The sequence below is a fragment of the Nitrosopumilus sp. Nsub genome (genome assembly GCF_001541925.1).
Taxonomy (GTDB): Archaea; Thermoproteota; Nitrososphaeria; order Nitrososphaerales; family Nitrosopumilaceae; genus Nitrosopumilus.
Genome location: NZ_LQMW01000017.1, coordinates 1 through 26,641, shown reverse-complemented (window position 1 = coordinate 26,641; position 26,641 = coordinate 1). Strand labels below are relative to the sequence as shown.

Here is a 26,641-nt window from a genome sequence, read left to right as displayed (position 1 = left end):
CTAAACGATTCAAAACTAATTTTTAGAAATACTTTATACACAAAATAATTCTAATTTCGATTATGAACAAAATTATCACAATTGGTAATGAAAAAGTAAGTATTACTGAAATTGAAAATGCTAAAACAATTCCTGAATTGTTGCAAACTAGAGTACAATATGCAATTTTGGACCAATTGAATGATATGGTTGGACGTTCAGGAATGGGAAATCCTGATGAGGTAAAAAAATTGGTACTTAGGGACATTGCATTTAGTAGGGGTGGGTATTCTTCTTCTTTTACTTTTCAGATGGCAAACCAGGCCGTCAATATTACAGAAGCTGATTTTACTAGTGAAAAAAGTATTTCTGAATTGTTAGTTTTACGTGTTAAACATGCTGTATTGGACCAATTAAATTATTTAATTTCTCAATCTGACAATCCTGAAAATTCCTTAAAAAAAATTAAAGATAGTCTAGTTATTGATATTGAAAAAATAATTTCTAGTTACACTTTACCCGAAAAAAACAACGATGATTAATTTTATTGATGATTTAATTTTGAATTAATTTAATGATGATAGTGTTTTTACTTGTTGATTGACATAATCAAAACCTTCTTGCCAGAATTTTGGTGATCTTATGTCTAGTCCGTGTTCTGATAACAATTTCTCAGGTTTTTTTGATCCTCCTGCAGACAAAATATCAATATATGATTTAACAAAATCTTTTCCTTCTTTTTTATATCTTTGAAATAGTGATAATGCTAACAAATTTCCAAATGAATATGCATAGCAGTAAAATGGAGTGTGATAAAAATGAGGAATACAACTCCATTCTATTCCAAAATCTTCAGAAAGATTTACTGAATTACCAAATTGCTCCTTTAAATTTTGTAAATATAATTTTGAAATTTTATCAATTGTTGTACCTTTACTAATCAAATTATGTGCATCGACTTCAAAAATTGTAAAAAATGATTGTCTGAGAATTGTTGCATACAAATCATCAATTTTTTCTGCTAACATTATCTTTTTTTGATCATCAGAAATTTTATCTGATAAATTATCATAAAGTAATAATTCTGAAAATGTAGATGCTGTTTCAGCTAATGGTAATGGTGCATCTTGAACTAATATTGATTTATCTTGTGCTGCTTGACTATGAACTGCATGACCCAATTCGTGTGCTAAAGTGAATACGTCTCTTGATTTACCTGTGAAATTAACTAAAACATATGGTGTAATTTTTGGAGTAAGTGTACTACAAAATGCCCCGTCTCTTTTACCTGGTCTAACTGATGAATCAATGTGATTTTCATTGAAAACCTTTCTGGCAAATTCTTCTAATGTATTGCTAAATTTTCCTAATGATTCAAACACTAGTTTGACTGACTGATCATATGAATAATTTTTTTCTTTAATTTTTGATGCTGCTGGTGCATATAGATCATATCTTTGTAATTTTTTCATATCTAACATTTTTGCTTTTTGAACAAAGAATTTCTGAAAAACAGGTGAATTTTTTTTGCAAATACTTAGAAGTGATTCTATGGTTTTATCATCAACATCATTACCGATATTTCTCATTGAGATTGGACTTTTGTATCCTCTAAGTTCGATACCTTCGTTTTTCCAATTTAGAACAATATTTTGATAAATTTCCCCAATTACTCCTTTATTTTCTGTATATTTTGTAAGAATCGTTTTGTAAGCTGTTTCTCTTATTTTTGGATTTGTACTTCTAACATAATTTGTTAATTCTTCTCTTGTCATTACTTTAGTTTTATTTCCAACTTTCATTTTGTATTCAAAGGCATTAGTTATTTTATCATATAATTTCACAAGTGCAGAAATTCCTGTAACGTCTAATGTATTGATAATTTTTTCTTCAGATTCGCTTAATGCATATTTTGCAAATAGTCTTTTGTATGTAAGATATTCTTTTAATTCTCCTGTTTCCTTCATCAATCTTTTTGCATTTTTTTCATCTACTTGTGTTTTCCACCATAAATCAAAAAATAAAATTTTATTTGAAATCTCTGAACCTAATTTTGACATTTGAGTCATAAGTGATGTTGCTTCATCTGATTGGGTGTTTGATGAATATGCTAATGATGCGTAACCTCCAATTTTACTCATATTATGAGAAATCTCTTCTACCTGTTGTAAAATCATTTTAAATTGTTTTGATGACATTTTTGGATTTAGTTTTGATTTTATTTTTTCAAATTTTTTTGCTTGATTCTCTAAATCTTTAATCTGTTTTTGAAATGCAGAACTTTTTGGATTTTTTGCTAATTCTGATAAATCCCATTCCCCTAGTTCATACTGTACCATATTTTTTCTATTTTACAACTATTAAAAAATGAATAGCTTTTTGTTTTTTATTTTGATTCTTGCTCTTTGATTATGTTTAATGTCATACTGGTTTTGAGATTTGGCAACCCTCTAATCGCTCTGGTGATTACATCTTGTAAAACTTCTTCACTAGCTGATTCTATTCTACAAATTACATCATAATATCCGAAAACTATGTCTGCTTCTTTGACTTGTGGTATCTTACAAAGATTTTTCAAAGTAGGGTTGGGATTTATCAATCATCTAAAAGTTTATGCATTTTTAGCATAAAATCTTTCATAAGTAATTTTTTTATTTATTTCATAGATATTATTAATAATACTCTTCATGGATGTAACACCATTTCCAAATATCTTCTGGAATTGCTTTCATAACTGGATGGCCCGTATCTTTGAAGTGTTTTGTTGCATGTTTTCCAATTGATGAATCACAACATCCTACATGTCCACATGTAAGACACATTCGAAGTGCAACAGTTGGTAAGTGTTCTTTTTCACATTCTTCACACTTTATTGTGTTTGGAGAAACATTTTCTTTTTTTTGTTTGAAATGCTCACATTCTTTTTGCATTTTTTTAATATTTTTTTAAAGTCTCTTTGTATCTCTTTATTGAATCAATAATTACTGCTTTAGCGTCTTTTGCTGATTTCCATCCAATAATCTCTACTTTTTTTCCTTCTAGTTCTTTGTATACCTGGAAGAAGTGAGCAATTTCTGAACGGTGATGGTCATCTATATTTTCAATATCTGTTGTATGAAGATATCTAGGATCATTTGTTGAAACACAAACGATTTTGTCATCTGGTTCTCCATCGTCTTTCATCTGTAGTAATCCGATTGGTCTTGATTCAATCAAAATGCCTGGAAATGTTGGATTAGTTACAAGAACTAATGCATCTAATGGATCGCCATCTTCTGACAATGTTTGTGGAATTAGTCCATAATCTCCTGGATAGTGAAATGGAGAAAATAACACTCTATCTAATTTAATTAAATTATTTTTCTTGTCATATTCGTATTTGTTCATAGATCCTTTTGGAATTTCTACAATGGCATTAATTATCTCTGGAACATCTGTTCCTGTCTCAATATCGTGCCAAAAATTTTTACTCATTTTACATCTGTTCTGATAAATGCTTAGTATATGATTCTATAGAATTTATTTTCAAACTAGGGGATTGGTGTTTGGAATGACTTTGAATATTTTTACAGTATATTCTCCTTGAAATATGTCTGTAAATTGTCCCGTTTGTTGGTCTAGGTTTCTAACTCTGAATTTATACTCGTATGAGCCATCTCCTTTTGTGTCAATTTGTGCAATATGTACTGGTTCGTTTCCTTTGTAGAATTGGATAATTACTGGATACCTTTCAACTACATCCGATGCTGCTCCATAAACTGTACCCCAAGGTAATGTGTTATTTTCAGGAACTGTAAGTGTTGTAATTGTAGTTTCTAGACTTACTTTTTCATTAATTGGTGTAACGTTGATCTGATTTGTTTCGGCAGATACTGTATTGGGAACCATCATTATTCCTAACATTACAATTATTGATGTCATTGCAAGTAAGCTAATTTTTTTATTCATTATGATGAATGTAATTTCAAAGTTGTTTAAATAATTTATTATTAATTTCTACTAGATTCTCTTGTTATTCTAAAACATCATAATATTGATTGAGACGTTGCGTCAACAAATCTTTGTAATTTTCAGTTTTTTTCACAAATTCCATTCTTGAATTTTTTTCACTACTTACCAAAATTACAACTTGTTTAATTTCAATTCCTGTTAATTCTTTAAACATCTGTGAATATGCTGTACCTTGAATAAAATGATCTGTCATCCATTCTTCTTTTTGATTGCTTCTTTTTGTTTTGTAATCAATTATTGATAATTCTCCATCATAATTTGCAATACAGTCTGACGTTCCTGCAAGTTTCATTTTGTTACTGTATAATCTTAATTCAGTTCCATGGACATCATTTATTTTTTGTAAAAATGGAATCAGATTGTTAAAATGTGCTACTGATAGTAATCTTACTTCATCTGTTTGTTTTACTTCGTTAATGTGATTTTCAATTAATTTGTGAGTTTCTGTGCCTATAATTGCTGCTTCTTGTGTGATGTAATCTGCTGCAATTTCTTGTTCTTTCCAATTTTCTAAACCTTCTTTTTTTCTTGCAGACATTGTTTGATGTAGAATTGTTGTAATTGATGGATATATTTCGCCTGACGGTGTTTGATAATAATGCCCATCATCTCTTTCAATTAATTTTGCTTGTTTGAAATTTATTGGAATGTGATTATAAAATGACATTTTTTTAAATATTAAATTATGACATATAGTTATTTTGAATTTACTTTTTTAGAAATTTTCCAAAAATTAATTTTAATTAATGGACCGGATGGGATTTGAACCCACGACCTTTGCGGGAATTTCTTCCTTACGCAGTGTGAGTGCGTCATCCAAACCAAACTAGACGACCAGTCCAAATAATTTACCAACATACATGGTTTTCTATCTTTACATTGTTGATATTTCGTAATTACCTAACCTTTTTGTATGAAAAATGAAAATATTTTTTATAACTTTAAAAGAATTTGATACTTTAATTGATAGAATGACTTTGGCTCTAGATTCTGCAAATAACTTAGGTCAATTCACAACATCTGTCAAAATATTATTTCAAATGAATGAGGAGTTGCCTGATGATCTACAATTATCCTTTGAAGAAATTGATGATCCAAATGAAGCAAAATCATTTGTAAAAAATAATGAATCTGCTTTAAAATATGCAATTCGAGAATATCGTGAAAGATTGATGTTATCTTAATTCTATTTCTTAACCCCGAGATTTCTATTCTTTAATCTCAAGTATGGATTTCTACACTTCCTACATCTTGTTGCCCCTACATCATTTCTGCATCCACATTTGAAGCAAATTCTCATTACTAATCGTGCTTGTTGTGCAATTCGTTTCTTTTCAGGGTCTGTAATTGGCATTTAATTCTCTCCTCAATCTCTTCCTTTTATTCTAATCTATTTTTCCATTTTTCCTGCTAGTAAGACTGGTACTTCTGCTGGTCTTTTTGCTACTGGAATATTTGCTTTGTTAAACATTGAAACTTTGGATTCTGCTGAACCATAAGTTCCCATTACAATTGCACCTGCATGGCCCATTCTCTTTTCTTTTGGAGCTGCTCTGCCTGCAATATATGCAACAGATGGTTTGTTAAATCCTGAATCAATAATTTTTTGTGCTAACATTTCTTCTGAATCTCCTCCAATTTCTCCTACTATTACCAATCCTTCCAAATCTGGTATGTCTTTGACCATGTCAAATGCATCAATTAGTCTGGTACCGTTTACTGGATCTCCGCCAATTCCAATTGTAATTGATTGTCCAAATCCTGCATTAGTTAATGCATCAGAAATTTCATAAAGTAATGTTCCGCTTTTTGATAACACTGCAATTTTACCTGCTTTGAATGGCATTGGTGGCATAATTCCTATTTTGATTAATTCTGGAATCATTAATCCTGGTGTGTTTGGTCCAATGATTACTGCATCTTTTTGTTTTGCTAATTCTAATGCTTCCATTGTGTCTCTTACTGGAACGTGTTCTGGAATTGCTACAAGTAACTTAATTCCTGAATTTAATGCATCTTTTGCTGCTTGCAAGAAGAATTTTGCTGGAACAAAGACAATTGAAATTTTTGCATTTGTTGCATCTACTGCCTCTTGCATTGTATTGTATACTGGAACTTTCTCTTCAAATTTTTGTCCACCTTTGCCTGGAGTTACTCCTGCAACTACATTGGTTCCATATGCAATCATTTGTTTTGCATGTAGTGAACCATATGCTCCTGTAATTCCTTGAACTATTACTCCTTTATTTTCATAATCTGAATCTTCAGGCTTTCCTTTCAATAATCCAAAAATATCTGTCATTTTTTTACTCCCATAACTGCTGCATTAATTGCTTCTTCAACTGAATCAAAAATATTTGTTCTAGAACCCTCTAGCATTTCTTTTGCTTTTTCTGATTCTGTTCCCTTTAATCTTGAAAATACTGGTAAGTCAATCAAATTATTTTCATATGCTTTTAGAAATGCTTCTGCTACTACTGTAGTTTTTACAATTCCTCCATACAAATTAACTAAAATTCCTTTGACTCTGTCTAATTTACTAATCAAAGTTAATGCTTCATAAACTGATTCTGTAGTTGCACCACCACCAACATCTAAGAAACATGCTGGTTTTCCACCATTATCTGATAACATATCTAGTGTTGACATTACAAGTCCTGCTCCATTTCCTACAACTGCAATATCTCCATCTAACTCTACTAATGAAAATCCACTTTTTTCTGCTTGTTCTTCAATTTCTGATTTTTCTTGATATTTTTGTAATTCATCATGTCTGAAATTTGCATTGTCATCTGTAACAAATTTACCATCAAGTGCTGTTACTGAATCATCTTGCATTATTGCAAGTGGATTAATTTCTACTAATTCAGCTTCTTTTTCAATTGTTAATTTTGATAATTTTTTTAATGTGTCTGCCACTCCCTCTGCAATACTTCCTTCTAGTCCCATTTCATTTGCAACTTCATTTGCAACTTCATCCGAAACTTCTCCTAATCCTATTTCTTTAATTATTTGATTTTTAACTGATTCAATTTCTACTCCGCCTTCAGCTGATGCGATGATTGTATAGCATCTTTTTGAACGATTTAGGAAAATGGATAGGTACAATTCTTTTTTAATATCTGCCATTTTTTCTAAGAGGATTGCTCTGGCTTTTTCTCCTTTAATTTCTAAATCCATTACTTGTGGATATTTTAATTCAAATTCATCATCATTTTGACATTTTTGAATTCCTCCTGCTTTACCTCTGCCTCCAACGGGGACTTGAATTTTAATTACAAATGGATATCCTAATTCTTTAGCATGTTTTCTACCTTCTTCAATATTTGTTGATGAGATGCTGTTTAACAAATTGATTCCATATTCTCTGAAAAGCTCTTTTGCTTGAAATTCTAAAAGTTGCATGCAAGAGTGATGGATTTTACGGTCTTTATATACTTATGAGGCTATTTTAATTGCTCTTGAAGAAAATCAATCATTTCTAAAAAGCGATCTTTGCTTTTTCTTAACAATTCTTGTGGATATTCTTCAATTCTGAAAACAAATTGTTGATGAAAGCTTGGAACAAGAATTCCTCCTGAGGTGACCATTTGTTCAATAACAAATCCTTTGGTAAGACTACATACAATTTCTTCATAAGATTCATCCTCCTCATCAAGAGTTTGTCTGTACAAAATGATTGGTTTGTTTGTTTTTGCAACAATATCTGATCCCTTTTTCAATAAATCTGATAATTGTTGAATTTGCCAAGCATCAAGACTAATCTGTTTTACCATGATTGTATTATGTGATTTTTCTATATAACCGTGATAAAACAAATCATCTTAACTATTTGTCTTCAATGAAATCACAAATTTTCAATAAAGAAAGAAAATGATTTGGCAATTATGTTATATCCCATACTCTAGAATGCTTTTTTGTATGATGTCTTTCACCTGCATATTTTCTTCTCATGTGTACTGATGGTCTTCCATAGATTAATTCTAAAAACCATGATTCATGTTCGATTTCTTCAGCAAGAATGTCTTTTACAATATCGTATGTGGTAGGATCTTTACCTAATGTCATTTTGCAAATTTTATCCCAATTGACTATTGCACTTTGTTCTGCTTTGAGGAATTTTTCTAGAATTGCTTTATGATCTGTTGGATTTGGTGGAAGTTGTAAAAATTCACAACCTGAAATCTTGATGAATTCAGTTGACATCATTTGGTAGACCCCCCTAATTGGTAAATTCTTTCGATACATGATTCAATTGACTAAGATCTTCCAATCTTATATCTTCAATAATTCCTTTCAGGCCTTCTCCTTCCATGCCTGTACAATGTGCTCTGAGATTGGTAAAGTAATAGTATACTGTAAATTCTACGGCAGCATTTTTGATTAATTCCTTTACTAATTCATCCACATCCAAGCCGTTTTGTTTTAAAATGTTAATTTCAACAACATTTGGTTTTGAATCAGATATTTTTTTGTGGAAGCATGGTTCACATAAAAATATTGATTAACTCTCATTCAACAGAGATTTTGATTTTTTGACCGTCAATATCATCTTGTTTGTATTTTTTACAAGTTTCTTCAAAATTTACTTTTTTCACTCTGACTAAAAATGCTAATTCTTCGCTTTTTTCTTTAATCATTTCTAATGATTCTTCATCTAATTCTAAAATTGATGCTACCTCTAAAACATCTGTTGGGTTGTATCCTCGTTCTTTTCTGAGAGTTTGTAATCTTCTGGCAACATCTTTTACCAATCCTTTTGCCATCATTTCTTTATTTCTGGATGTTGAAATGAATACTGTAAATTCATCTCTATTTGCAACTGCAAAATTTTCATTTGCATCAAAATCTACAACAAAATCTTCTTTATCTAAAGAAATTATTTCTTCTTCTATTTTAAAATCATATTTGTTCTCTTTTTGTAATGATGAAATAATTTCATCTGCATTTGTTTCAGAAAATTTGTTTACTAATTTTCCCATGTGTTGTTTAGCTTTAGGACCAATCCTTTTTCTTTCTAATTCTATTGTGGGTTTTATTGGTAATCCTAGTTCTTTTAATTTTAAAAATTGTTCTAGGCCTTCTGCTTTTTCAATTTCTATTATGTTGAATTTTTCTACATTTAATTGCGATTTTAATAAATCTGACAATGTCTCTAATTTTGATTTTTGATTTTTCATAACACAAATTTGTGCTTCACTTAATGGCCATCTTCTTTTTAACTTCCCTTTCATTCTGGCTGCTGATGAAATTGATACTATGTCTTTCATTATGTCAAATGATTCTTCAATTTCTTCATTAACTAATGACTCTTGATACTCTGGCCATTTATCCAATAGGATGCTTTGTTTACCTTCAAACACTGTTTGGTAGAGATATTCACTTGTAAATGGACAAAATGGATGTATCAAAATATCTAATATTTTGAGAACTTCATGTAATACTGCATAAATTGCTAGACGTCTGTCTTTTTTCTCTTCAGATTCATCCCATAATTCTCCTCTGGTAATTGGAATGTAAATTTGACTAAGGTTGTTGATGATAAAGTCATCTATTGCTTTTGCTCCTTCGTGAAATTTACACGTTTCATTTTTTTCTGTAATTTTTTGAATTAATTTTTGAAGTTTAGATAATAACCAAATATCTGGAGATGTTAAAGTGCCATTATTTTTTGCCCATTCAATTGAATTTGAATTATCAAAATTATCATATTGACTATTTTGTTTAAAGTAAAGATGTAGGTTGAATAATGTATTGATAACCTGATATGGTCTGGACATTAATTCATCTGTACTGAAACTAAGTGGTTCAATTGGACTTGCTTTCCACATAAAGTAAAATCTTATCAAATCTACTGGATATTTTTCTAAGAGTTCTGCTCCTTCTAACACATTGCCTTTACTCTTACTCATTTTTCCACCTTTTTCATCAAGAACATGCCCTTGGAACAAAAATGATTTGTATGGTGGAGATGCACTGTTGTTTAGAATTACGTTTTCAATTAGTAATGTGTATGCCCATCCTCTTGTTTGATCAATTCCTTCTGTAAAAAATGGTGCTGGAATTTCATTTTGATATTCTTCATTTGTTAGTGATGAAAATGGTGCAGAACCACTGTTATGCCATGTATCTAAAACATATTCTTCTCTTTTTGTTTTTACACTATTACATTTTTTACATTTGATTGTTATGTTATCAATCCAAGGTCTATGTAACTCAAAATTTGGTCCGTCTGGTAATTTGTCTGCTGATTCTACAATTTCTTTTCTAGAAAAAAACCAATTTTTTTCACCACAATCTTCACAACTCCAAACAGGTAATGGGCATCCCCATATTCTTTCTCGTGAAATACACCATGGGTGTTTTTCCTTAATGATTCCTAAAAATCTGTTTTTTGGTTGTTCAAAAAAGTATTCTACACTTTTTGCTGCATCAATTGCTTTGTTATCTAGCCTATCTAATTTGTAAAACCATCCTTTTCTTGCTAGCCAAACAATTGGATGATGCGATCTCCAGCAAAGTGGATATTTGTGTTTAATTTTTCCAATTCTCACTAATGCATTGCATTCTTTTAGGTCTTCAACTATTGGTCTATCTGCATCTCTGACGAACATTCCTTCATATTTTCCTGCTTGAGATGTGAATTTTACCTCATCATTAATTGGACTAAAAATTTTCACTTTTCGTTTGTTAGCAATTTTAATGTCTTCTTCACCGTTTGCTGGTGATAAGTGCACTAATCCACTACCCGTACTAGCATCTACAAATGACTCTGATACTGCAATATGGTAATTGTCTAATTTTGAACATTCATTTAATTCTGGGATTAAATCTAATAATGGATGAATGTATTTTTTTCCTTCAAACTCAGATCCTTTGATTGTTTTTTGAATTTCATACTTTTCAATTTTAACTTCTAACATGAATTCTTCTAATCTTGTTTTTCCAACTACCCATGTTTCATTTTCAACTTTGACATAAACATAATCTTCATCAGGATTCAATCCCACCATTGCATCTGTAACTAATGTAAATGGCATTGTAGTCCACACTATCAAAAATACATCTTCATTCACTAATTTCACTTTATAGTAAAGTGATGGATCCTTCACTTCTTCATATCCTTGATTTACTTCTGCATGACTTAATGATGTCTGACAACTTGGACAATATGCAATTACTGTAAAGTCTTCTTCCAAAATATTATTTTCATGTGCATTTTTGAGAACTTGCCATTCTCTTTCAATGAATTCGTCTTTAAATGTCCAATATGCTTTTTCATGATTAAACGACATTCCAAGTGAATCATCAACTTCAACCCATGTTTTGTTGAATTTTTCTACAACTTTTTTACATTCAGAAACAATTTTTTCAACTCCAAATTTTTTGATTGCCTCAGTTTTACCGCCTGTAACTCCTAATTCTTTTTCAACTTGTAATTCCACAGGAAGTCCTTGAGTATCCCAGCCACCATTGAATTCGATTTTTTTACCTTGTAATGTGTTAAATCTATACCATAAATCTTTGATTACTCTGCCTCTGAGATGGCCAGCATGCGGAATCCCGTTCATTGTAGGTGGTCCTTCAATGAATCTGATTTTTTCAGGTTTCTCAGAAGCAAAAATTAGTTTTTCAACATCTATGGATTTTGTATATTCTTTAATTTTTGATTCTATTGCCTTTGCATCAAATTTTGAATCTAATTCCATCTGGATTTTGATATGTTTGTGGCATTATAAAGATAAACAGATTTCCTGAGAATTGGATTATATTATTGGGTAATCGATATTTTTTATTGGTAAATGTACTTGTAGTTGGTTCTGGTGGTCGAGAACATGCATTATCTTGGAAATTATCTCAAAGTAATCAAGTTGAAACAGTTTACACTGCTCCTGGAAATGGCGGTACTAAGAATAATGTTCCAATAGATGTTGATGATTTAGATGGTTTAGCTGAATTTGCACAAAAAAATAATTGTTTTACTGTAGTTGGTCCTGAAGATCCTCTTGCTTCTGGAATTGTAGATAAATTCAATCAATTGAATCTCAAAGTTTTTGGTCCTTCTCAAGCAGCTGCCCAACTTGAATCCAGTAAAATTTGGGCAAAAAATTTTATGAAGAGAAATAATATTCCTACTGCCCAATTTGAAATATTTGATAATGCTCAAAAGGCCATCGAATATGTGAAATCCGTTGATTTCAATGTTGTAGTAAAAGCTGATGGGCTAGCTGCTGGAAAAGGTGTTATTGTTTGTAATAATGTTGATGATGCTATTTCTGCTATTGAAACAATTTTGGTAAAAAAGACATTTGGTGATGCTGGAAATAAAATAATTGTTGAGGAAAGAATTGATGGAATTGAAGCCTCATACATTGCTCTATCTGATGGAAATGTGGCACTTCCAATGGCATCTAGTCAAGATCATAAACGAGTATTTGATGATGATAAAGGTCCCAACACTGGCGGAATGGGTGCTTATTCTCCAACTCCTATAGTAACTGATGCTTTGGCAAAAACCATTCAAAAAGACGTTATTGAAAAAACAATCCAAGCAATGAAAAATGAAGGAATTTCTTTTAAGGGATTTTTGTATGCGGGAATAATGATAAAAGATAACACACCATATGTTTTAGAATATAATGTTAGGATGGGTGACCCTGAATGTCAACCAATTACGATGAGAATGGATTTTGATTTGTATGATTATTTTATTGCAAGTGTTGATGGAAAATTATCTTCAATGCCGTTACTTTCTTGGAAAGATCAATATGCTGTATGTGTAGTTTTAGCCTCTGATGGATATCCTGGCTCTTATCCAAAAAATGATGAAATAACTGGATTCGATTCTATTTCTAATGGTACTAATGTTTTTCATGCTGGAACAAAAAAATCTGATGGAAAAATTTTTTCTAATGGTGGACGTGTTCTTGGAGTCACTTCATTAGGTGATTCTTTGGATTCTGCAATTAGTAATGCATATTCTGAAATTGAAAAAATTACTTGGTCTAACAAATTTTGTCGAACTGATATTGGAAAAAAAGGTTTATCTTATTTTTGAGTTTGAAACATTCTATCTTCAGTAATTATCCAATCCATGTTTATGTCGTGTTCTGATTTTGGAATATTTTTGATGATCTGTTTTTCTAAAACTAGAGAAATTGTTATGGTGTTTTTATTTTCTAAAAATTTATCATAAAATCCATGACCGTATCCTAATCTTACCCCTGATGGTGAAATTCCTACTGTTGGAACTACTATGACATCTAACTCATTATTCACTGGACAATCATCTTTAGGTTCCATGATGTCAAATTTGCCCATTTCTAGGCTCCCAAAATCTTCGATTTTTCTAAACTCCATGTTTTCTCCTATTACTTTTGGCAAAAACACTTCTTTTCCTTTGCTGATCAATTCTTGAATTATGTCTTGAGTAAGAATCTCACTTCCAATTGGATAATAGAGCCCTATTTTTTCAGCATCTTTGAATGCATATACTTTGTTAATTCTTTTCTGCATTTTTTTACTTGCAATTTTTAATAAATCAAAAGATGTGTTGTCTCTTCTTTCTAAAAGAAGTTCTCTTAGAGATTTTTTATTATTGTCTTCCAATTTGAGTTCCAAGTGATGCCGCAGTAATTGTGTTTTTTAATAACATTGCAACTGTCATTGGACCTACTCCTCCTGGAACTGGAGTGGCAAATGATGCCTTTTCAATAATTCTTTCATAATCACAATCTCCGACTAATTTATTTTCAAATCTTGAAATTGCCACATCTATAACAATTGATTCTTCTTTTATCATTTCTGGAGTAAGAATGAATTTTGTTCTATCTCCTACTGCCGTGATAATTATGTCAGCTTCTTGACAAAATTTTTCAATATCTTTTGTTCTAGAATGACATGTGATTACGGTTGCATTTTTTTCTAACAACAAATGATATAGTGGTTTTCCAACTAGGTTGCTTCTGTTAATCAAAACTATGTTTTTTCCTTCTAATTCAATATTGTGATAATCAAACATTTCCATAACTCCTGATGGAGTACATGCAACAAGTACTGCTTTTTTCATTGCTAATAATCCTGCATTATGTGGTGTAAGGCCGTCTACATCTTTTAATGGTGAAATTCGTGAGGTTGTTTCAAATTCGTTCAAATGTTGCGGAAGTGGTAATTGAACCAAAATTCCATGAACTGAAGAATTTTGATTTAATTCATCAATAATGCTGTTAAGTTGCTGTTGAGTGGTATTCTCCTCTAATTTGTGATCTTTGGTGATTATCCCTACTTCGTCACATGCTTTATGTTTATTTTTTACATATGTGGCAGAAGCTGCATTATTTCCGACTAAAACTGTGGCTAAACAAGGATTGATGCCATCTTTTTTTAATTCATCTGTTGATTTTTTGACTCTGTCTTTAACTGTTTGAGCAATAATTTTTCCATCAATCTTGGTTCCAGTCATGACCATTTTACAATTTGTTGATATTTAATTCTTGGAATATTTTGTGAAAATCTTAGAAAAGAAATTAAATGGCTATTTTCTAATTTTTAACATGTTTGTAATGATCGCAGACGTTCAACTCAAAGACGGTGCAGAAGATGATTTCAAAAGTTGGTTTTCAGAATCAAACAAGGTATTGTCAGGTTTTCCTGGATTTGTATCAAGAAAGTTTCTAAAATCTAATGATGGAAGTTATAGGATAATTGTGGAACATGAAAGTAAAGAAACTTTCATTAAAATGCATAATAGTCCTGAACATGAAAAAATTCATCCTGCTGGACATGCTTTTATGAGTGAACCACCTCAAAGAAAAACCTACACAGTAGCTGCTGAATAAAATTGAAACTAGATTTTGATTTATCTTCTTATCTAAAGAAGATTGAAAAAAGCACTTCTTATTTTCATACTTTTATTAATCGAGATAGTCTTGCTGTAGGTCTTTTAGTTTTACAATCTGGAGAAGAAGACACTCAAGCACCACATTCAAGTGATGAAGTGTATTATGTAATTTCAGGTAATGGATTCTTGAGAATCAAAAATAAAGACTATCCTGTTTTAAAAGATAAATTATTTTTTGTCGGAAAAGGAATTCCTCATCATTTTCATTCTAATTCAAGAGAACTCAAAGTTTTGTATTTTTTTGGCGGTCCTGATTCTTAAGAAATGTGAGTTTTTCTTCCTAAAACTTTAATTTTTTTTCTAGCAATTAGATTTACTGCTTCTGGATATATTCTGTGTTCTTCTTTTAGAATTTTTTTCGATAATGATTTCTCCGTATCTTTTTCTTTAATTTCTACAACTGACTGAATTATCACTGGACCTGTATCCATTCCTGCATCGACGAAATGAACTGTACATCCTGTATACTTTGCACCATAATCTAATGCCTGTTTTTGTGAATTTAATCCTGGAAATGCTGGTAATAGTGCTGGGTGTATATTGATAATTTTATTTTTATATTTTTTCACAAATTCTGGACTAATTATTCTCATAAATCCTGCTAGACATACTAGTCCGTTTCTTGGAGTTACTCTATAATTTGATAACATTTTCATGATTTCTTTATCGTATTCTGCTCTGCTTCCTTTGAAATTTTTACTTTCAATTACTTCCACACTTATTCCCATTTTTTTTGCAATTGACAAACCCTTTGCATCTGATTTGTTTGAAATGACAACTGCTGGGTTAATTGGAATTTTTTTTGTTTTGATTGATTTTAAAATGGATTCCATATTGCTTCCACGCCCTGAGATTAGAATTCCGAGATTTAGCAACTAGTCAATGATGGATCAAACCTGCAATTTATATCAAATCCAAATATTTTTTCTTTTATTGCCTAGCAAAGTCAGGATGACAAAAAATGGGATTCTGTGTGAGACTGAAAATGCAACAGTTTACCTGGATCCCAAAAAAACTGATTTGGATGGAATCAATTTTGTTTCTCATGCTCATTCTGATCATTTGCCATCAAAAAATGGCGGTACCATTTTGTCTTCAATTGAGACAAATGAGATTTCTGGACTCCGTGGGTTTACCATGAAAAATCACGTTGAATCCCTTGATGGATTTTCTTTAATTGATAGTGGACACGTGTTAGGTTCTAAGGGATTGTTGTTTGATGATATTTTCTATACTGGAGATATCTGTACTCGTGAGAGGGGGTTTCTAAAAGCTGCAAAGATTCCTAAATGTAAGACCCTGATTACAGAATGTACTTTTGGATTGCCTGAATTTTCATTTCCTCAAATGGGTGAAATTCAAAATCAGGTAAATCAATTAATTGGTGATCTTTATGCCAAGGGAATCCCTGTAATTTTGATGGGCTATCAGCTTGGAAAATCTCAAACTCTAACACAAATGTTTGGTAATTGGGACCCTCTCTATGTTCATGACTCAATTAAAGAAATGAATACTTTACATCAAAAATTTGGAATCTCTTTAAAGGATTGCCTTGGTCATTCTGAAGCTCAAAAAAATGGTCTGTTAGAAAAAAAGCCTTGGGTAATGATTACGCCTGTTTTGTCATCAAAAAATAAATTTCTCCAAGAAATGAAATCAAAATATGGTGCAGTAACTATTGGTTTCAGTGGTTGGGCACAATCCAAAAAATTTTCTTTTGGTCGACGTGCTGATTATTCAGTTACTATGAGTGATCATTGTGATTTTAATGAACTTGTAGATATGGTGATTGAATCTGGTGCAGAACAAGTTTACACTATTCATGGTTTTGTTGATGAATTTGCAGCACATTTGAATAAGTTGGGAATCAATGCTCAACCACTTGTAAGAAATTCTTTAGATGATTTTACTTAGTGAATTCCCTGCATCTACAATCTGCTACTAGACAAACTTCCTCATTTCTAATGTGGTCATAAGAGAAATGTTTACATGATTCATTTTTACAAACTCTTCTTTGAATTTCTCTTTTGACAATTGCTTGAGCTATTTCATTGGCCTTTTTCTTTGAATATCCTTTTTTATCCATGTAAAAATGAACAATCCCATTATACACAAAATTTGGATCAAATTGTTTTTCTAACAATTATTTTCTCATATTTCCACGCCTAGTTTTTTGGTTTTCATGGTCTTTACAACCACATTTTCGCTTTTTACATGATTCTTGAATTTGGAACATCATTACATATTGTGCATGATTATGATATTTCAAATTCTCTTGTTTTTTTCTTAACATCTGTTTAATTTTTTACAAAATTTTAAAAAAATGGTGATAAAGAATTGGAAAACGCAGTTTTTCTTTCAATTTCTATATTCCCACGTTTCCCTTGTTGTATTGTCCTTCACCATCAGAGTGTCCTAACAAACAATGGATTGGTAGACATTACCAACCATAATTTGTCAAAATGACATTTAACTAGTCCTATCTCTTTTCTTAATTTTTATTCAAATAATTAAAAAATTATTCACAAATATTTAAAATTGATTTTAAACAAAATATGATTTTGAACCGTCATTAGATAGATAATTAGAATTGATTAATGTGAATATCTTATTCAATTCTTATTACCTATCTGAAGTTTTCAACTACTTACTACTCATAAATTATATTAAAATTATTTCTAGATAAAAATGAAAATTCATTCATTCTTTTTTTAAATTTTTAACAACGGAAAACTAAGCCAACTAATCACACCCTTTACGTAATGTAGCAGGTAGGCTTACCCCAGTAACACGATGGGGAATTTGTGACAATGGGTACTGTGTTGGCTTAATCACATACTATGTAATAATAAAATAAAAGGCTGATCTTTTTACATTCTTATTTTGAACTTTATCCTCCTGTCATGGAATCAAATAATACACATTCACAAGAATCTCTTTCATTACAAAAATTACATTTACAAATACATTCTTCAAATGATGTATCGCAAATTAAACAATTGGTGAATTTTGAAATGATCTCCAAAAAATCACCTTTTGGGAATGTGTTTCTTACAATAACATTTCAGTTCAGAACACTCTCTCATTCCGTCTACGTATTCGCTAAGAATCACTTTTTCCAATTCACAGAAACAGACATCTGCAGTTTCAAAGCACTCTACACAATAGCTCATAGTCAAATATGGCTATTATCAAACTTAAAGTATCTTATGGCTTTTCCTAATTTTTGTTTGATATCATTGTAAAATAATAAAAAAATATTTGTTTTTTTGAATTTATATTTAATAATTATTTCCTAATGTTTGATTATTCTTGTCCTTCAATACCCATTAGTGTTAATGTTGATCTGATTTTGGCAATTTTTCTAATTTTCCATGTGATTGTTTCTCTTAATTTTTCAACTAATTCTGCTTGTACTTTTGCAAGAATGTCATATGCACCAAACGTTCCATGAACTTCAGTTACTCCCTCAATTGACTTAAGCTCTGAAATAACAAATTCTTCTGAACCCAAATCACAATTTATGAGAACATATGCTGTAGACATTAAATTACAACTCCAAACATAATACGATATTCATTTTAACCTATTTAACTAATTATCATTTTTAATTTAATTTTAGTGACAAATTTTTAATTTTTAATGAAATTCTTTTAAATTCATACCATATTGTTAAATATTTGTTTGTTGTATGTATTATCTAATATGGATGATAAAGACATTGAAATTTTGAAACATCTCTCTGTGGATGGTAGACAATCTGCACGACAATTATCTCATAGATTGGGTGTATCAACTGTAACCATTCTTTCTAGGATAAAAAAACTAGAAGAAGAAAAAATCATCAAAGGATATTCAGTTCGCCTAAATCATGAATTACTTGGATTTGATATTACTGCAATAATTGAAATTAAAACTAACAAAGGTAAAATGTTAGATATTGAAAATGAAATTGCAAAAAATGACAGTGTAATTGCAGTTTATGATATTACTGGAGATGCTGATATGATAATTATTGCAAAATTCAAAACTCGTGAATTTTTAAGTGATTTCATCAAAAAAATATCTGCAATATCTAATGTTGAAAATACATTAACCCATCTTGTATTAAATACAATTAAAGAAGATAATCGGTTAATCGAATGATTTTTTAAAAAAACTGTTTTATGAAAATCTTTTTAAAAAAACTATTCTAGTTTAGATATGGGTTTTTTATCCAATTTTAAAAAAGATTTAGAAATTGCTAAAAGAAACAAAGCCGCAAATATCAATGGAAAACATCTCAAAAAATTACTGACTAAATTCAAACAAGAACGAGATCGAATAGAAAATGAAACTGGAGTTAGACCTCAAATTGACAACACTACTCAAATGTTCATGCAAAAAATTCTAAATGTCTGGATTTCTGAAGGCAAAGAAATCGATGAAGAAAAATTTTGGATAGAAGTCGATTACAATCGTCAATTTGATCATCCTGTGGAATTTTATGAAAGACAGCGTTGAAAATTTATTTCAAAATTATGCCTATGTCCATTAAATTTGTGTGCGTATACCCTGTTTTGATATTGCCTTTTTGTTTTTGAAAAAACCTTGCTGAATCACTATTTTTTAAAAATTCTTTCATGACATTCAAATCCATTTTGATGTTTTCAATTATTGCCCCTGCAAAATTAGAATTTCCATCTATCCCATCAGTTCCCATAGACGCAATGGTGATTTTTTTCAATTTTTGTGTATTTTTTAATATTCTTAAAACTAATTCTTGGTTTCTGCCTCCTTGTCCTTTTCCTAATACTTTTACAGTTGGTTCTCCCCCAAAAATTAAACAAGTTTTTTGTTCTTCAGAAATATTTTCTAAGATTTTTTTAACCACTGTTTTGATGTCTCCATAATTTTGGATTTTTGTAACTTTGTATCCTTTTGATTTTGCTATTTTTTCCATTGACTCTAAACAATTATTGTTATTTGCAATAACAAAATTTTCAATTTTTGATTTTTTTGGAGTTTCTGGTTTTTGATCATGCAGGCCATTTCCTAATACTTGTAAAACTTCGATGGGAATTTTTCTTTTCAATCTATATTTTTCTATGATGTCCATTGCATCTTGATAAGTTGTATTATCCATGTATGTTGTTCCTGAAGCAATTGATGATAAATCATCATCTTCAACATCAGACATAATCAAGCTTATTCCATCACATTTCATATTTTGTAATAATTTTCCACCTTTAATTTTTGAAAGATGTTTTCTAATACAATTAAACTCTTGAATTGTCGCACCTGATTTTAGCAATACATCTGTAACATGGACTTTATCATTTAATGTAATTTCATCTGGCATTGCCAGTAATGATGACCCTCCTCCAGAGACAAGAAAAATGATTAATTCATTATTTTTTTTATTTTCTACAAATTTTATAACTTCTTTTGCTGCTTTTACACTAGTTTTATCTGGTTTTGGGTGACTTGAATTAAAAATCTGAAATTTTTTACCTTTGATTTTTGCTTTTGAACCTTTTGGAATTACTATGATGCCGCTTTTAATGGAAATTATTGAATTAATTGCTCTGGTCATAGAATCTCCTGCTTTTCCAAATGCTACTGTGTAAATGTTTGAATATTTTGAAATATCTATGATTTTTCCATTTAATCTGATTTCTTTTGGTGTAACATAGTTTGGTAATATGTTGTGAGGATTTGCTGCTTGAAGACCCGATTCTAAAATTTCTAAACAATCCTTTTTCTTTTCTGTAATTGCTAATTCTTCAAAGTTCTGAATAATCATATGATCTACATTACTGTAAGATATAATAAACAAACCAATGGTGTTTTTTTATGCATACAGTACGCATTCCAAAAGTTATTAATTTTGGAGAAAACGCACTTGGTGAAACAGAATATCCAAAAAATGCCCTGGTTGTAACAACCGTTCCGCCAGCATTGTCTGACAAATGGTTGGCAAGAATGGGAATTCAGGATTATATGTTGTATGATCAAGTAAAACCTGAACCATCAATTGATGATGTCAATACTGTCATCTCTCAATTCAAAGACAAAAACCCTTCAGTTTTAATCGGACTGGGTGGTGGAAGTTCTATGGATGTAGTAAAATATGCTGCACCTGAAATGAATAAAGAGAAAATTCTAATTCCAACAACATTTGGAACTGGAGCTGAAATGACAACTTATTGTGTTCTCAAATTTGATGGAAAAAAGAAATTGTTACGTGAAGACAGATTCTTAGCTGACATGGCTGTAGTTGATTCCTACTTTATGGATGGAACTCCAGAACAAGTTATCAAAAATTCTGTCTGTGATGCATGTGCTCAAGCTACTGAAGGATACGATAGTAAACTTGGTAATGACTTGACTAGAACTCTTTGTAAACAAGCATTTGAGATTCTTTATGATGCAATCATGAATGACAAACCAGAAAATTATCCATATGGATCAATGTTATCTGGAATGGGATTCGGAAATTGTTCAACAACATTGGGACATGCTTTGTCTTATGTTTTCTCAAATGAAGGTGTACCTCATGGTTATTCCTTATCATCTTGTACTACAGTTGCACACAAACATAACAAATCAATCTTCTATGATAGATTCAAAGAAGCAATGGACAAACTTGGTTTTGATAAATTAGAACTCAAAACTGATGTTTCTGAAGCTGCTGACACCGTCATGACTGATAAAGGACACTTGGATCCAAATCCAATACCAATATCAAAAGATGATGTCGTTAAATGTCTTGAAGATATCAAAGCAGGCAATCTCTAATTTTTTACCTTTTTTTCTTTTATTTACACAACTACGAAATTGGCAGCTTCGCCAAACTTTTTATTGTTATATGATTTTGTAAATGTACTTGGCATCAAAACAACTCAAATTTGGTATTCAAAATGGACTAAATGTAGCCAGAGCAGGATACACAGAAGACCAGATCCTTACTGCATGCATGCTTGCTGATAAAACTGGATATGATTCAATTTTCTATATGGACCATACAAATGTCCCACAATGGAAAAATGCAACTGTTTTAGATCCTTGGGTAATGTTATCTGCTATTGCTGCAGTTACAAACAATGTTGAGTTGGGAACTTGTGTCACTGATGCAATCAGAAGACATCCGTCAAACATCGCACTAGCTGCAATTACCTTAGATAGAATCTCTAAAGGTAGAGCAATTTTGGGCATTGGTGCTGGTGAGGCACAAAACCTAAAAGAATTTTGTATTCCATTTGAAAAACCAGTCTCAAAATGGGCTGAACAAATTGAAGTTATTAAAACACTATACCATTCTACTCCTGATAATACTGTAGATTATGCTGGAAAATACTATCAACTTGAAGGTGCATGTTTACAAGCACCTCCAATTAGAAAGCCACATCCACCTACTTACATGGCATCAGGTGGTAAACGTACACTTGCATTAACTGGTAAACTCGGTGACGGTTGGTTACCAATTGGTTATACTCCTGAATTATTTGAAGACCATAGAAAGCAAATTGAAGTCTCAATGGATGCTAATAATAGAACCCAAGAAGATAAGGATAATTTCCAAATGGCATTAGACATTGATGTCTATTTCTCTGATGATGCAGAAGCCTCTTGGGCAAAAATGAAAGAAGCTGTTAAAGTTAGTTTGTTTAAACCTGAAATTTTACGAGTCCATGGATTAAAAGAAATTGAAGGATTTGATTTCGTCAAATACTTTACAGAATATTCAATGTCTGACCAAAGTTGGATTGTCAAAATGAGAGAGGCTGCAACCAAAATACCAGATCCTATTGCACGTTCATCTACTGCAGTTGGTACTCCTGAAGACATGATTCCAGTTTTCGAGAGATTCATGGATGCTGGTGTTAATCACTTTGTAATTAGATTCTGGGGAAAGAATTACTTTGGCTCAATTGATAAATTTGCAAGTCATGTAATGCCTGTATTGCGAGAGAAAAACAAGCAAAAATTCGGTTAATTCTAAACTATTATAACATAATTTGTAATGTTAATTTTTACGTATTATAATGACTGATGATTTACCTGATACTGTAAAAAAATGTCTTGACATTTTAGATGAAAATTTAGAAATCTTATCTGATATTGAAATAGATTTGAATGACGAAAAAAATGATGAATTGGTTCCTGACATGAAATTACATCATCTATTTGATATGACTGAAGATGTTGCAGAATCTGAAAAAATTAAACGTGCTGAATCAAAATTTATGATGCGGCAATCTGAAGACTTTTAGCGATTTCGAGAATTGTGTTGATTTTTCTTTTTTGCAGATTGTTTTGATTTTCTTTTAGTTGCTTGTTTAAGCAATCTTTTTCTTGTTCTTTCAGTGGAATTTGTTGAGCCTTGAATAATTTTCGTTTTGCTTCCATCCCTTAACATAATTTCTTTTCCTTTGAATCTGAATTCTACGTCTCTACATTTGATATAATACCTTCTAAGACAAAAAAATATTCTGTTATTGGTACCGTGCATCTCTTTAATTTCTCTGGATTTTTTTAACTCATTGAGAATGTTTCGAAGTAACCCTTTATCGATATCTGTAATTCTGTGTAATTCTCTAAACCATATGAATTTGGATTGTGAGCCCCATTCTTCTAAAAGGTTGATTACTTGATTTGTGGCCTCTTCAGTTTCTTCATTGTACTCCATTGATTTTAATCAATTTAGTGTTAAATTTAGCAATTTACATTAATGAAAAGTTTGAATCAATAAAGTCAATTTTTAGAATGTTGTGCATTTTTGGTTATTTTTGTAATGATATAATATGAGTAAAGAAATGAAGACTGAATGCTCTGAATTTGGGTGCAAGATATTACAAATTAAGGAATTATCCGAAGACATGGATTCTCAATAATTCTATCTTTTTGATTTTTTCTTTCTTTCTTTTAATCTTGATTTAGTCACTTTAACAGATTGTTTTTGATTGTTTTCCATTTTTTTTGCAGTAGAATCAATTTGTTTGATAATTTTTTCTTGTTCTTCTATTGAATTTGTTTTAAGGAGTTTCTTTTTTAATTTTTTTAATTGATTTGAATAACTGTTGAATTCTCCTCTCAACTCATTTAGATATGGGTCATCCATGAGAATTCTGAATCTTTCTTGTATTTTAGGTATTTTTTCATAGAATTTGATCTTCATTTATAATATAATTTTAAAAAAATTAATCCATGCAACTCGTTGGTGCACTTGAAATAAAATCATATGAAAAAATTAAAGAATTTCTTAACGATGAACATGTTGGTAGAATTTCTAGTATTGATGTAAATGGCTTTCCACAAATCATTCCTATGAATTTTGTTTTTCTAAATGATGCTGTGTATATGCATTCACATGTGAAAGGTGAAAAATTAGATAACATCTCTAATAATGATAAAGTTGGGTTTGAAGCAGATAGGGAATTGGAATTTCTGCCTTCATACTTTGAGGACCCTCACAACGCAGCTTTGGCTGATACGTTATACATCAGTGTTGTAATTAAGGGAGTTGCTTCTTTTATTTCAGATAGAGAAGAAAAAACACTAGCACTTAATGGATTAATGGGGAAATACCAACCTGAGGGATTCTATGACCCGCTTAAATCTGATATGCGTGTATTGGATGCTGTATCTGTAATAAAGGTGACACCTACATCACTACATGGCAAATACAAGATTGGTCAGCACATGAATCGCAATGATAGAATGATTTTGGCAAAAAAGATTCTAAAAAAGAATTCTCCAACTGCACAAACCACACTAAAGATAATGGGATTTGAAGTAATTGATGGGCAATTACAAATGACTGATGAGCCTCAGTGGTAATATCTCTGAGATGCTGTGATTTTGAATTTTAGTTTTGAATTAAAACCAATTCTAGTTGTGGAGTTGTAATTATTTTGTGATTTAGTGTTGCAATGGTAAGTAGGAACCAATTCTAGTACCAATACGTAAACTATGGCAGACCTATTTTGGGGAATGATCTCCAAATTTTATTAATTTCCTCATACTACTATGGTTGCTGAGAAATCAGTCAACGCCAAAATCTCGGCACTGAGTTATTCTATCTCAGCACTATGATGCAATACATGAGACTTGGCAACCATGTTAGAAACTCAACAAATACTTTAGTTAAATATTTCACACCTAGAATTGGTCTTTTTTAGAATGAAAAAAACTCATTCCGCCCTATCACATATGACAATGTAATGCTCGTTTTTTAAAATCAGAAAATAATTTGTAATTCTCAAATGTAACAATCACAACACAAACGATAAATCACTCAATGATCATATTATTATTATTGACACCTGTATTTCTTATTGCACTAGTGGCAGTTGCCATGATTGGAGTTATGGTTCCAAGTGTTTTTGCAACATCTGGAGAAATTTTTCTTGAAAAAAATGAATTTGTGTTATATGGTGATGGAAGTGTGGTAAATTTTTCAGTAACTGGGGAGATTTTTGACTATGTCTATTACCCTAAACTGGAAATCATGATTGATAATGTAGTTTTTCAAACTGTAAAAGTATTTCCAAACAAAAATTCTATTTTTTCTATAATTGGATTGGATAAAAATTGGTCTCACGGTGAATATGTTGTAAATTTAAAGTATGAAAATGAAATTTTAGATTCAAAATCTTTTACAATTATCAGAGACAATGTTGTTGTTAAGGAAATAAAAACTCATCCAAATATGTCAGAGACTCTTGAATCTTTTATTGAATTAGATTTCGATAAATTAGTTTTAGAAAACAATTCTGATGAAACAATTTGGATCTCTGGAAATCTAGCTAGTTCTCAATTTGGTAACGAAATAAAATTTTCACTATATCATCCAGATGGCACTATTGAAGATATTGGAAAAATTTATCATAGCCATACTGATTATTTTGAAATTCCTATAATTGGAATTGACAAATTTTGGATGCCTGGAGAATATCAAATTATCGTAAATTACTTGGACCAGCAATTTTCTACATCGTTTATTATTGAAAATGACGTTGTTTTATCTAGTTTATCTGAAACTCACATGTATGCTGAAGAATCAGAGGGTTCCTTTGATCTAAGTTTTGAAAAATTTGATCAACATGTAATTTTAAAAATTAATGGAGATGTCCGAACCAATGATTCAGAAATTAAACTAATCATAAATACGAATGATTCTATCATTTATGAGTCTGATTTGCCAATATCTGATGGGAATTTTTATGATAACATTTTGCTATATGATTATGAAAAAGATATGTCTTGGGAGAATACCGAATATGAAATTAATGCATTTGTTAAACAAGACATTGTGGATACAAAAACATTCACTTTTGATGAATCGTTAATTTTTTCCTCAAATGATGAAGTCATGAATTTGGAAATGATTTTTTCTGATCAAGTTGTAAATTTTTCTACTAAATTAGAAATAGAAATTTCACAATATGAATCAAAAGAAATTACTTTAACTGGAAATATTCCAAATTTTTCTTATGACAATGTTTTAGATGTTGATATTGCAACTCCTTCTGGAGAAATTCTAGAATCTCATCTACGAACATCTGCAAGTGGTGACTATTTTGTACCAGTAATACTTGATGATTCATGGGAGTCTGGTACCTATGTTGTATCACTGTTGTTTGATGATGTTATTCAAGATGTTGTTGAATTTTTTGTGATAAACCACAAATACAACAATTCCCAAACAGTTGACAATAACTCATCTGTGATTCTAAATGAATCCTTGGAAATTTTAGAATTGGAACA

35 protein-coding genes and 1 tRNA gene are annotated in these 26,641 nt (G+C 30.7%); 13 read left to right on the top strand and 23 right to left on the bottom strand.

The window, feature by feature from the left end; all coding sequences use genetic code 11:
- Nucleotides 1-62: 62 nt before the first annotated feature.
- Nucleotides 63-521, top strand: a complete 459-nt coding sequence (locus AW732_RS03315) for a hypothetical protein (protein WP_067958479.1) — start codon at nucleotides 63-65, stop codon at nucleotides 519-521.
- 24 nt (nucleotides 522-545) lie between these two features.
- On the opposite strand, the gene AW732_RS03310 is transcribed toward AW732_RS03315, so the two are convergent.
- From AW732_RS03310 to AW732_RS03280, 7 genes are all read right to left on the bottom strand, one after another.
- Nucleotides 546-2,318 carry a M3 family oligoendopeptidase gene (locus AW732_RS03310; RefSeq protein WP_067958476.1) on the bottom strand — a complete coding sequence of 591 codons (1,773 nt, stop codon included), beginning with the start codon at nucleotides 2,316-2,318 and terminating at the stop codon, nucleotides 546-548.
- A 47-nt stretch (nucleotides 2,319-2,365) separates the two neighbouring features.
- Nucleotides 2,366-2,557, bottom strand: a complete 192-nt coding sequence (locus tag AW732_RS03305) for an Lrp/AsnC ligand binding domain-containing protein (protein WP_067958474.1) — start codon at nucleotides 2,555-2,557, stop codon at nucleotides 2,366-2,368.
- Between the two features lie 94 nt (nucleotides 2,558-2,651).
- Complete coding sequence (locus AW732_RS03300; protein WP_067958472.1) at nucleotides 2,652-2,909, bottom strand: UBP-type zinc finger domain-containing protein; 258 nt, start codon at nucleotides 2,907-2,909, stop codon at nucleotides 2,652-2,654.
- A 4-nt stretch (nucleotides 2,910-2,913) separates the two neighbouring features.
- The gene (locus tag AW732_RS03295) at nucleotides 2,914-3,453 is read right to left on the bottom strand and encodes an inorganic diphosphatase (RefSeq protein ID WP_067958470.1); all 540 of its coding nucleotides are present in this window, start codon (nucleotides 3,451-3,453) and stop codon (nucleotides 2,914-2,916) included.
- A gap of 51 nt (nucleotides 3,454-3,504) precedes the next feature.
- A complete protein-coding gene (locus tag AW732_RS03290) occupies nucleotides 3,505-3,927 on the bottom strand; it encodes a hypothetical protein (RefSeq protein ID WP_067958467.1) in 423 nt (140 codons plus the stop codon).
- Between the two features lie 64 nt (nucleotides 3,928-3,991).
- Nucleotides 3,992-4,657 carry a PD-(D/E)XK nuclease family protein gene (locus AW732_RS03285; RefSeq protein WP_067958464.1) on the bottom strand — a complete coding sequence of 222 codons (666 nt, stop codon included), beginning with the start codon at nucleotides 4,655-4,657 and terminating at the stop codon, nucleotides 3,992-3,994.
- Nucleotides 4,658-4,737: 80 nt separating this feature from the next.
- Nucleotides 4,738-4,831 (bottom strand) — tRNA-Val (locus AW732_RS03280).
- 79 nt (nucleotides 4,832-4,910) lie between these two features.
- Here AW732_RS03280 and AW732_RS03275 point away from each other — a divergent pair.
- Nucleotides 4,911-5,174: a hypothetical protein gene (locus AW732_RS03275; RefSeq protein ID WP_253805551.1), complete on the top strand. Its 264-nt coding sequence runs from the start codon at nucleotides 4,911-4,913 to the stop codon at nucleotides 5,172-5,174.
- 2 nt (nucleotides 5,175-5,176) lie between these two features.
- On the opposite strand, the gene AW732_RS03270 is transcribed toward AW732_RS03275, so the two are convergent.
- The 7 genes from AW732_RS03270 to ileS form a co-directional block, all read right to left on the bottom strand.
- On the bottom strand, nucleotides 5,177-5,344 hold the full coding sequence (locus AW732_RS03270; RefSeq protein ID WP_067958461.1) for a 50S ribosomal protein L40e: 168 nt from the start codon (nucleotides 5,342-5,344) through the stop codon (nucleotides 5,177-5,179).
- Nucleotides 5,345-5,380: 36 nt separating this feature from the next.
- Nucleotides 5,381-6,292 (bottom strand): CoA-binding protein, encoded by a 912-nt coding sequence (locus AW732_RS03265; protein ID WP_067958459.1) that lies wholly within the window; start codon nucleotides 6,290-6,292, stop codon nucleotides 5,381-5,383.
- Nucleotides 6,289-7,395 (bottom strand): ATP-grasp domain-containing protein, encoded by a 1,107-nt coding sequence (locus AW732_RS03260; RefSeq protein WP_067958457.1) that lies wholly within the window; start codon nucleotides 7,393-7,395, stop codon nucleotides 6,289-6,291. The genes AW732_RS03265 and AW732_RS03260 overlap by 4 nt, the downstream gene beginning before the upstream one ends.
- A gap of 41 nt (nucleotides 7,396-7,436) precedes the next feature.
- Nucleotides 7,437-7,766: a hypothetical protein gene (locus AW732_RS03255; RefSeq protein ID WP_067958455.1), complete on the bottom strand. Its 330-nt coding sequence runs from the start codon at nucleotides 7,764-7,766 to the stop codon at nucleotides 7,437-7,439.
- A gap of 109 nt (nucleotides 7,767-7,875) precedes the next feature.
- Complete coding sequence (locus tag AW732_RS08890; protein WP_253805550.1) at nucleotides 7,876-8,199, bottom strand: ferritin-like domain-containing protein; 324 nt, start codon at nucleotides 8,197-8,199, stop codon at nucleotides 7,876-7,878.
- 13 nt (nucleotides 8,200-8,212) lie between these two features.
- A complete protein-coding gene (locus AW732_RS08885; protein WP_253805549.1) occupies nucleotides 8,213-8,398 on the bottom strand; it encodes a hypothetical protein in 186 nt (61 codons plus the stop codon).
- A 103-nt stretch (nucleotides 8,399-8,501) separates the two neighbouring features.
- Nucleotides 8,502-11,699, bottom strand: a complete 3,198-nt coding sequence (ileS, locus tag AW732_RS03245) for an isoleucine--tRNA ligase (RefSeq protein WP_067958453.1) — start codon at nucleotides 11,697-11,699, stop codon at nucleotides 8,502-8,504.
- 86 nt (nucleotides 11,700-11,785) lie between these two features.
- Between ileS and purD the strand changes: the two genes are divergently transcribed.
- Nucleotides 11,786-13,048, top strand: a complete 1,263-nt coding sequence (purD, locus tag AW732_RS03240; RefSeq protein ID WP_067958448.1) for a phosphoribosylamine--glycine ligase — start codon at nucleotides 11,786-11,788, stop codon at nucleotides 13,046-13,048.
- On the opposite strand, the gene AW732_RS03235 is transcribed toward purD, so the two are convergent.
- Both AW732_RS03235 and AW732_RS03230 read right to left on the bottom strand, forming a co-directional pair.
- Nucleotides 13,039-13,599: a 5-formyltetrahydrofolate cyclo-ligase gene (locus AW732_RS03235; protein WP_067959029.1), complete on the bottom strand. Its 561-nt coding sequence runs from the start codon at nucleotides 13,597-13,599 to the stop codon at nucleotides 13,039-13,041. The two genes, purD and AW732_RS03235, sit on opposite strands and share 10 nt — an antisense overlap.
- Complete coding sequence (locus AW732_RS03230; RefSeq protein WP_067959026.1) at nucleotides 13,586-14,452, bottom strand: bifunctional 5,10-methylenetetrahydrofolate dehydrogenase/5,10-methenyltetrahydrofolate cyclohydrolase; 867 nt, start codon at nucleotides 14,450-14,452, stop codon at nucleotides 13,586-13,588. The genes AW732_RS03235 and AW732_RS03230 overlap by 14 nt, the downstream gene beginning before the upstream one ends.
- Before the next feature lie 91 nt (nucleotides 14,453-14,543).
- Between AW732_RS03230 and AW732_RS03225 the strand changes: the two genes are divergently transcribed.
- Entirely contained in the window at nucleotides 14,544-14,828 is a 285-nt protein-coding gene (locus AW732_RS03225) for an antibiotic biosynthesis monooxygenase (protein WP_067959023.1), read from the top strand.
- Between the two features lie 2 nt (nucleotides 14,829-14,830).
- Nucleotides 14,831-15,151: a cupin domain-containing protein gene (locus AW732_RS03220; protein WP_067958445.1), complete on the top strand. Its 321-nt coding sequence runs from the start codon at nucleotides 14,831-14,833 to the stop codon at nucleotides 15,149-15,151.
- Here AW732_RS03220 and purN read toward each other — a convergent pair.
- Nucleotides 15,148-15,765, bottom strand: coding sequence for a phosphoribosylglycinamide formyltransferase (purN, locus tag AW732_RS03215; RefSeq protein ID WP_067958443.1), 618 nt, complete (start codon nucleotides 15,763-15,765; stop codon nucleotides 15,148-15,150). The genes AW732_RS03220 and purN overlap by 4 nt on opposite strands.
- Before the next feature lie 76 nt (nucleotides 15,766-15,841).
- Here purN and AW732_RS03210 point away from each other — a divergent pair, with 76 nt between their 5' ends.
- Entirely contained in the window at nucleotides 15,842-16,804 is a 963-nt protein-coding gene (locus tag AW732_RS03210; RefSeq protein WP_067958440.1) for an exonuclease, read from the top strand.
- On the opposite strand, the gene AW732_RS03205 is transcribed toward AW732_RS03210, so the two are convergent.
- From AW732_RS03205 to AW732_RS03200, 3 genes are all read right to left on the bottom strand, one after another.
- Nucleotides 16,797-17,033, bottom strand: coding sequence for a hypothetical protein (locus AW732_RS03205; protein WP_067958437.1), 237 nt, complete (start codon nucleotides 17,031-17,033; stop codon nucleotides 16,797-16,799). The two genes, AW732_RS03210 and AW732_RS03205, sit on opposite strands and share 8 nt — an antisense overlap.
- Nucleotides 17,034-17,183: a hypothetical protein gene (locus tag AW732_RS08535; protein WP_156416061.1), complete on the bottom strand. Its 150-nt coding sequence runs from the start codon at nucleotides 17,181-17,183 to the stop codon at nucleotides 17,034-17,036.
- 1,013 nt (nucleotides 17,184-18,196) lie between these two features.
- Nucleotides 18,197-18,436, bottom strand: a complete 240-nt coding sequence (locus tag AW732_RS03200; protein WP_067958434.1) for an Lrp/AsnC ligand binding domain-containing protein — start codon at nucleotides 18,434-18,436, stop codon at nucleotides 18,197-18,199.
- 159 nt (nucleotides 18,437-18,595) lie between these two features.
- Here AW732_RS03200 and AW732_RS03195 point away from each other — a divergent pair, with 159 nt between their 5' ends.
- Complete coding sequence (locus tag AW732_RS03195; RefSeq protein WP_067958432.1) at nucleotides 18,596-19,036, top strand: Lrp/AsnC family transcriptional regulator; 441 nt, start codon at nucleotides 18,596-18,598, stop codon at nucleotides 19,034-19,036.
- A 57-nt stretch (nucleotides 19,037-19,093) separates the two neighbouring features.
- Complete coding sequence (locus AW732_RS03190) at nucleotides 19,094-19,393, top strand: hypothetical protein (RefSeq protein ID WP_067958429.1); 300 nt, start codon at nucleotides 19,094-19,096, stop codon at nucleotides 19,391-19,393.
- 4 nt (nucleotides 19,394-19,397) lie between these two features.
- Here AW732_RS03190 and AW732_RS03185 read toward each other — a convergent pair whose 3' ends face one another.
- Nucleotides 19,398-20,675 (bottom strand): DUF4147 domain-containing protein, encoded by a 1,278-nt coding sequence (locus AW732_RS03185; protein WP_067958427.1) that lies wholly within the window; start codon nucleotides 20,673-20,675, stop codon nucleotides 19,398-19,400.
- A 50-nt stretch (nucleotides 20,676-20,725) separates the two neighbouring features.
- Between AW732_RS03185 and AW732_RS03180 the strand changes: the two genes are divergently transcribed.
- The 3 genes from AW732_RS03180 (at nucleotide 20,726) to AW732_RS03170 (ending at nucleotide 23,145) form a co-directional block, all read left to right on the top strand.
- On the top strand, nucleotides 20,726-21,670 hold the full coding sequence (locus AW732_RS03180; RefSeq protein ID WP_067958424.1) for an iron-containing alcohol dehydrogenase: 945 nt from the start codon (nucleotides 20,726-20,728) through the stop codon (nucleotides 21,668-21,670).
- 82 nt (nucleotides 21,671-21,752) lie between these two features.
- Nucleotides 21,753-22,868, top strand: a complete 1,116-nt coding sequence (locus AW732_RS03175; RefSeq protein ID WP_067958421.1) for an LLM class flavin-dependent oxidoreductase — start codon at nucleotides 21,753-21,755, stop codon at nucleotides 22,866-22,868.
- A gap of 49 nt (nucleotides 22,869-22,917) precedes the next feature.
- A complete protein-coding gene (locus tag AW732_RS03170) occupies nucleotides 22,918-23,145 on the top strand; it encodes a hypothetical protein (RefSeq protein ID WP_067958418.1) in 228 nt (75 codons plus the stop codon).
- Here the strand turns inward: AW732_RS03170 and AW732_RS03165 are convergent.
- Nucleotides 23,142-23,561 carry a hypothetical protein gene (locus AW732_RS03165; protein WP_067958415.1) on the bottom strand — a complete coding sequence of 140 codons (420 nt, stop codon included), beginning with the start codon at nucleotides 23,559-23,561 and terminating at the stop codon, nucleotides 23,142-23,144. The genes AW732_RS03170 and AW732_RS03165 overlap by 4 nt on opposite strands.
- Nucleotides 23,562-23,768: 207 nt before the next feature.
- On the bottom strand, nucleotides 23,769-23,993 hold the full coding sequence (locus AW732_RS03160; protein ID WP_067959021.1) for a hypothetical protein: 225 nt from the start codon (nucleotides 23,991-23,993) through the stop codon (nucleotides 23,769-23,771).
- An 86-nt stretch (nucleotides 23,994-24,079) separates the two neighbouring features.
- Between AW732_RS03160 and AW732_RS03155 the strand changes: the two genes are divergently transcribed.
- Both AW732_RS03155 and AW732_RS03150 read left to right on the top strand, forming a co-directional pair.
- A complete protein-coding gene (locus AW732_RS03155) occupies nucleotides 24,080-24,712 on the top strand; it encodes a pyridoxamine 5'-phosphate oxidase family protein (protein ID WP_067958412.1) in 633 nt (210 codons plus the stop codon).
- A 478-nt stretch (nucleotides 24,713-25,190) separates the two neighbouring features.
- Nucleotides 25,191-26,641, top strand: a 1,451-nt coding sequence (locus AW732_RS03150) for a hypothetical protein (RefSeq protein WP_156416060.1), incomplete at its 3' end; no start/stop codon positions are given.

Bases quoted from the DNA above. Each gene is read 5' to 3' on its own strand.
- AW732_RS03315 (WP_067958479.1), top strand. From the start codon at position 63: ATGAACAAAATTATCACAATTGGTAATGAAAAAGTAAGTATTACTGAA.
- AW732_RS03310 (WP_067958476.1), bottom strand. From the start codon at position 2,318: ATGGTACAGTATGAACTAGGGGAATGGGATTTATCAGAATTAGCAAAA.
- AW732_RS03300 (WP_067958472.1), bottom strand. From the start codon at position 2,909: ATGCAAAAAGAATGTGAGCATTTCAAACAAAAAAAAGAAAATGTTTCT.
- AW732_RS03295 (WP_067958470.1), bottom strand. From the start codon at position 3,453: ATGAGTAAAAATTTTTGGCACGATATTGAGACAGGAACAGATGTTCCA.
- AW732_RS03290 (WP_067958467.1), bottom strand. From the start codon at position 3,927: ATGAATAAAAAAATTAGCTTACTTGCAATGACATCAATAATTGTAATG.
- AW732_RS03285 (WP_067958464.1), bottom strand. From the start codon at position 4,657: ATGTCATTTTATAATCACATTCCAATAAATTTCAAACAAGCAAAATTA.
- AW732_RS03275 (WP_253805551.1), top strand. From the start codon at position 4,911: ATGAAAATATTTTTTATAACTTTAAAAGAATTTGATACTTTAATTGAT.
- AW732_RS03270 (WP_067958461.1), bottom strand. From the start codon at position 5,344: ATGCCAATTACAGACCCTGAAAAGAAACGAATTGCACAACAAGCACGA.
- AW732_RS03265 (WP_067958459.1), bottom strand. From the start codon at position 6,292: ATGACAGATATTTTTGGATTATTGAAAGGAAAGCCTGAAGATTCAGAT.
- AW732_RS03260 (WP_067958457.1), bottom strand. From the start codon at position 7,395: ATGCAACTTTTAGAATTTCAAGCAAAAGAGCTTTTCAGAGAATATGGA.
- AW732_RS03255 (WP_067958455.1), bottom strand. From the start codon at position 7,766: ATGGTAAAACAGATTAGTCTTGATGCTTGGCAAATTCAACAATTATCA.
- AW732_RS08890 (WP_253805550.1), bottom strand. From the start codon at position 8,199: ATGATGTCAACTGAATTCATCAAGATTTCAGGTTGTGAATTTTTACAA.
- ileS (WP_067958453.1), bottom strand. From the start codon at position 11,699: ATGGAATTAGATTCAAAATTTGATGCAAAGGCAATAGAATCAAAAATT.
- AW732_RS03230 (WP_067959026.1), bottom strand. From the start codon at position 14,452: ATGACTGGAACCAAGATTGATGGAAAAATTATTGCTCAAACAGTTAAA.
- AW732_RS03225 (WP_067959023.1), top strand. From the start codon at position 14,544: ATGTTTGTAATGATCGCAGACGTTCAACTCAAAGACGGTGCAGAAGAT.
- AW732_RS03210 (WP_067958440.1), top strand. From the start codon at position 15,842: ATGACAAAAAATGGGATTCTGTGTGAGACTGAAAATGCAACAGTTTAC.
- AW732_RS08535 (WP_156416061.1), bottom strand. From the start codon at position 17,183: ATGTTAAGAAAAAAACAAGAGAATTTGAAATATCATAATCATGCACAA.
- AW732_RS03200 (WP_067958434.1), bottom strand. From the start codon at position 18,436: ATGTCTACAGCATATGTTCTCATAAATTGTGATTTGGGTTCAGAAGAA.
- AW732_RS03195 (WP_067958432.1), top strand. From the start codon at position 18,596: ATGGATGATAAAGACATTGAAATTTTGAAACATCTCTCTGTGGATGGT.
- AW732_RS03190 (WP_067958429.1), top strand. From the start codon at position 19,094: ATGGGTTTTTTATCCAATTTTAAAAAAGATTTAGAAATTGCTAAAAGA.
- AW732_RS03185 (WP_067958427.1), bottom strand. From the start codon at position 20,675: ATGATTATTCAGAACTTTGAAGAATTAGCAATTACAGAAAAGAAAAAG.
- AW732_RS03180 (WP_067958424.1), top strand. From the start codon at position 20,726: ATGCATACAGTACGCATTCCAAAAGTTATTAATTTTGGAGAAAACGCA.
- AW732_RS03175 (WP_067958421.1), top strand. From the start codon at position 21,753: ATGTACTTGGCATCAAAACAACTCAAATTTGGTATTCAAAATGGACTA.
- AW732_RS03170 (WP_067958418.1), top strand. From the start codon at position 22,918: ATGACTGATGATTTACCTGATACTGTAAAAAAATGTCTTGACATTTTA.
- AW732_RS03165 (WP_067958415.1), bottom strand. From the start codon at position 23,561: ATGGAGTACAATGAAGAAACTGAAGAGGCCACAAATCAAGTAATCAAC.
- AW732_RS03160 (WP_067959021.1), bottom strand. From the start codon at position 23,993: ATGGATGACCCATATCTAAATGAGTTGAGAGGAGAATTCAACAGTTAT.
- AW732_RS03155 (WP_067958412.1), top strand. From the start codon at position 24,080: ATGCAACTCGTTGGTGCACTTGAAATAAAATCATATGAAAAAATTAAA.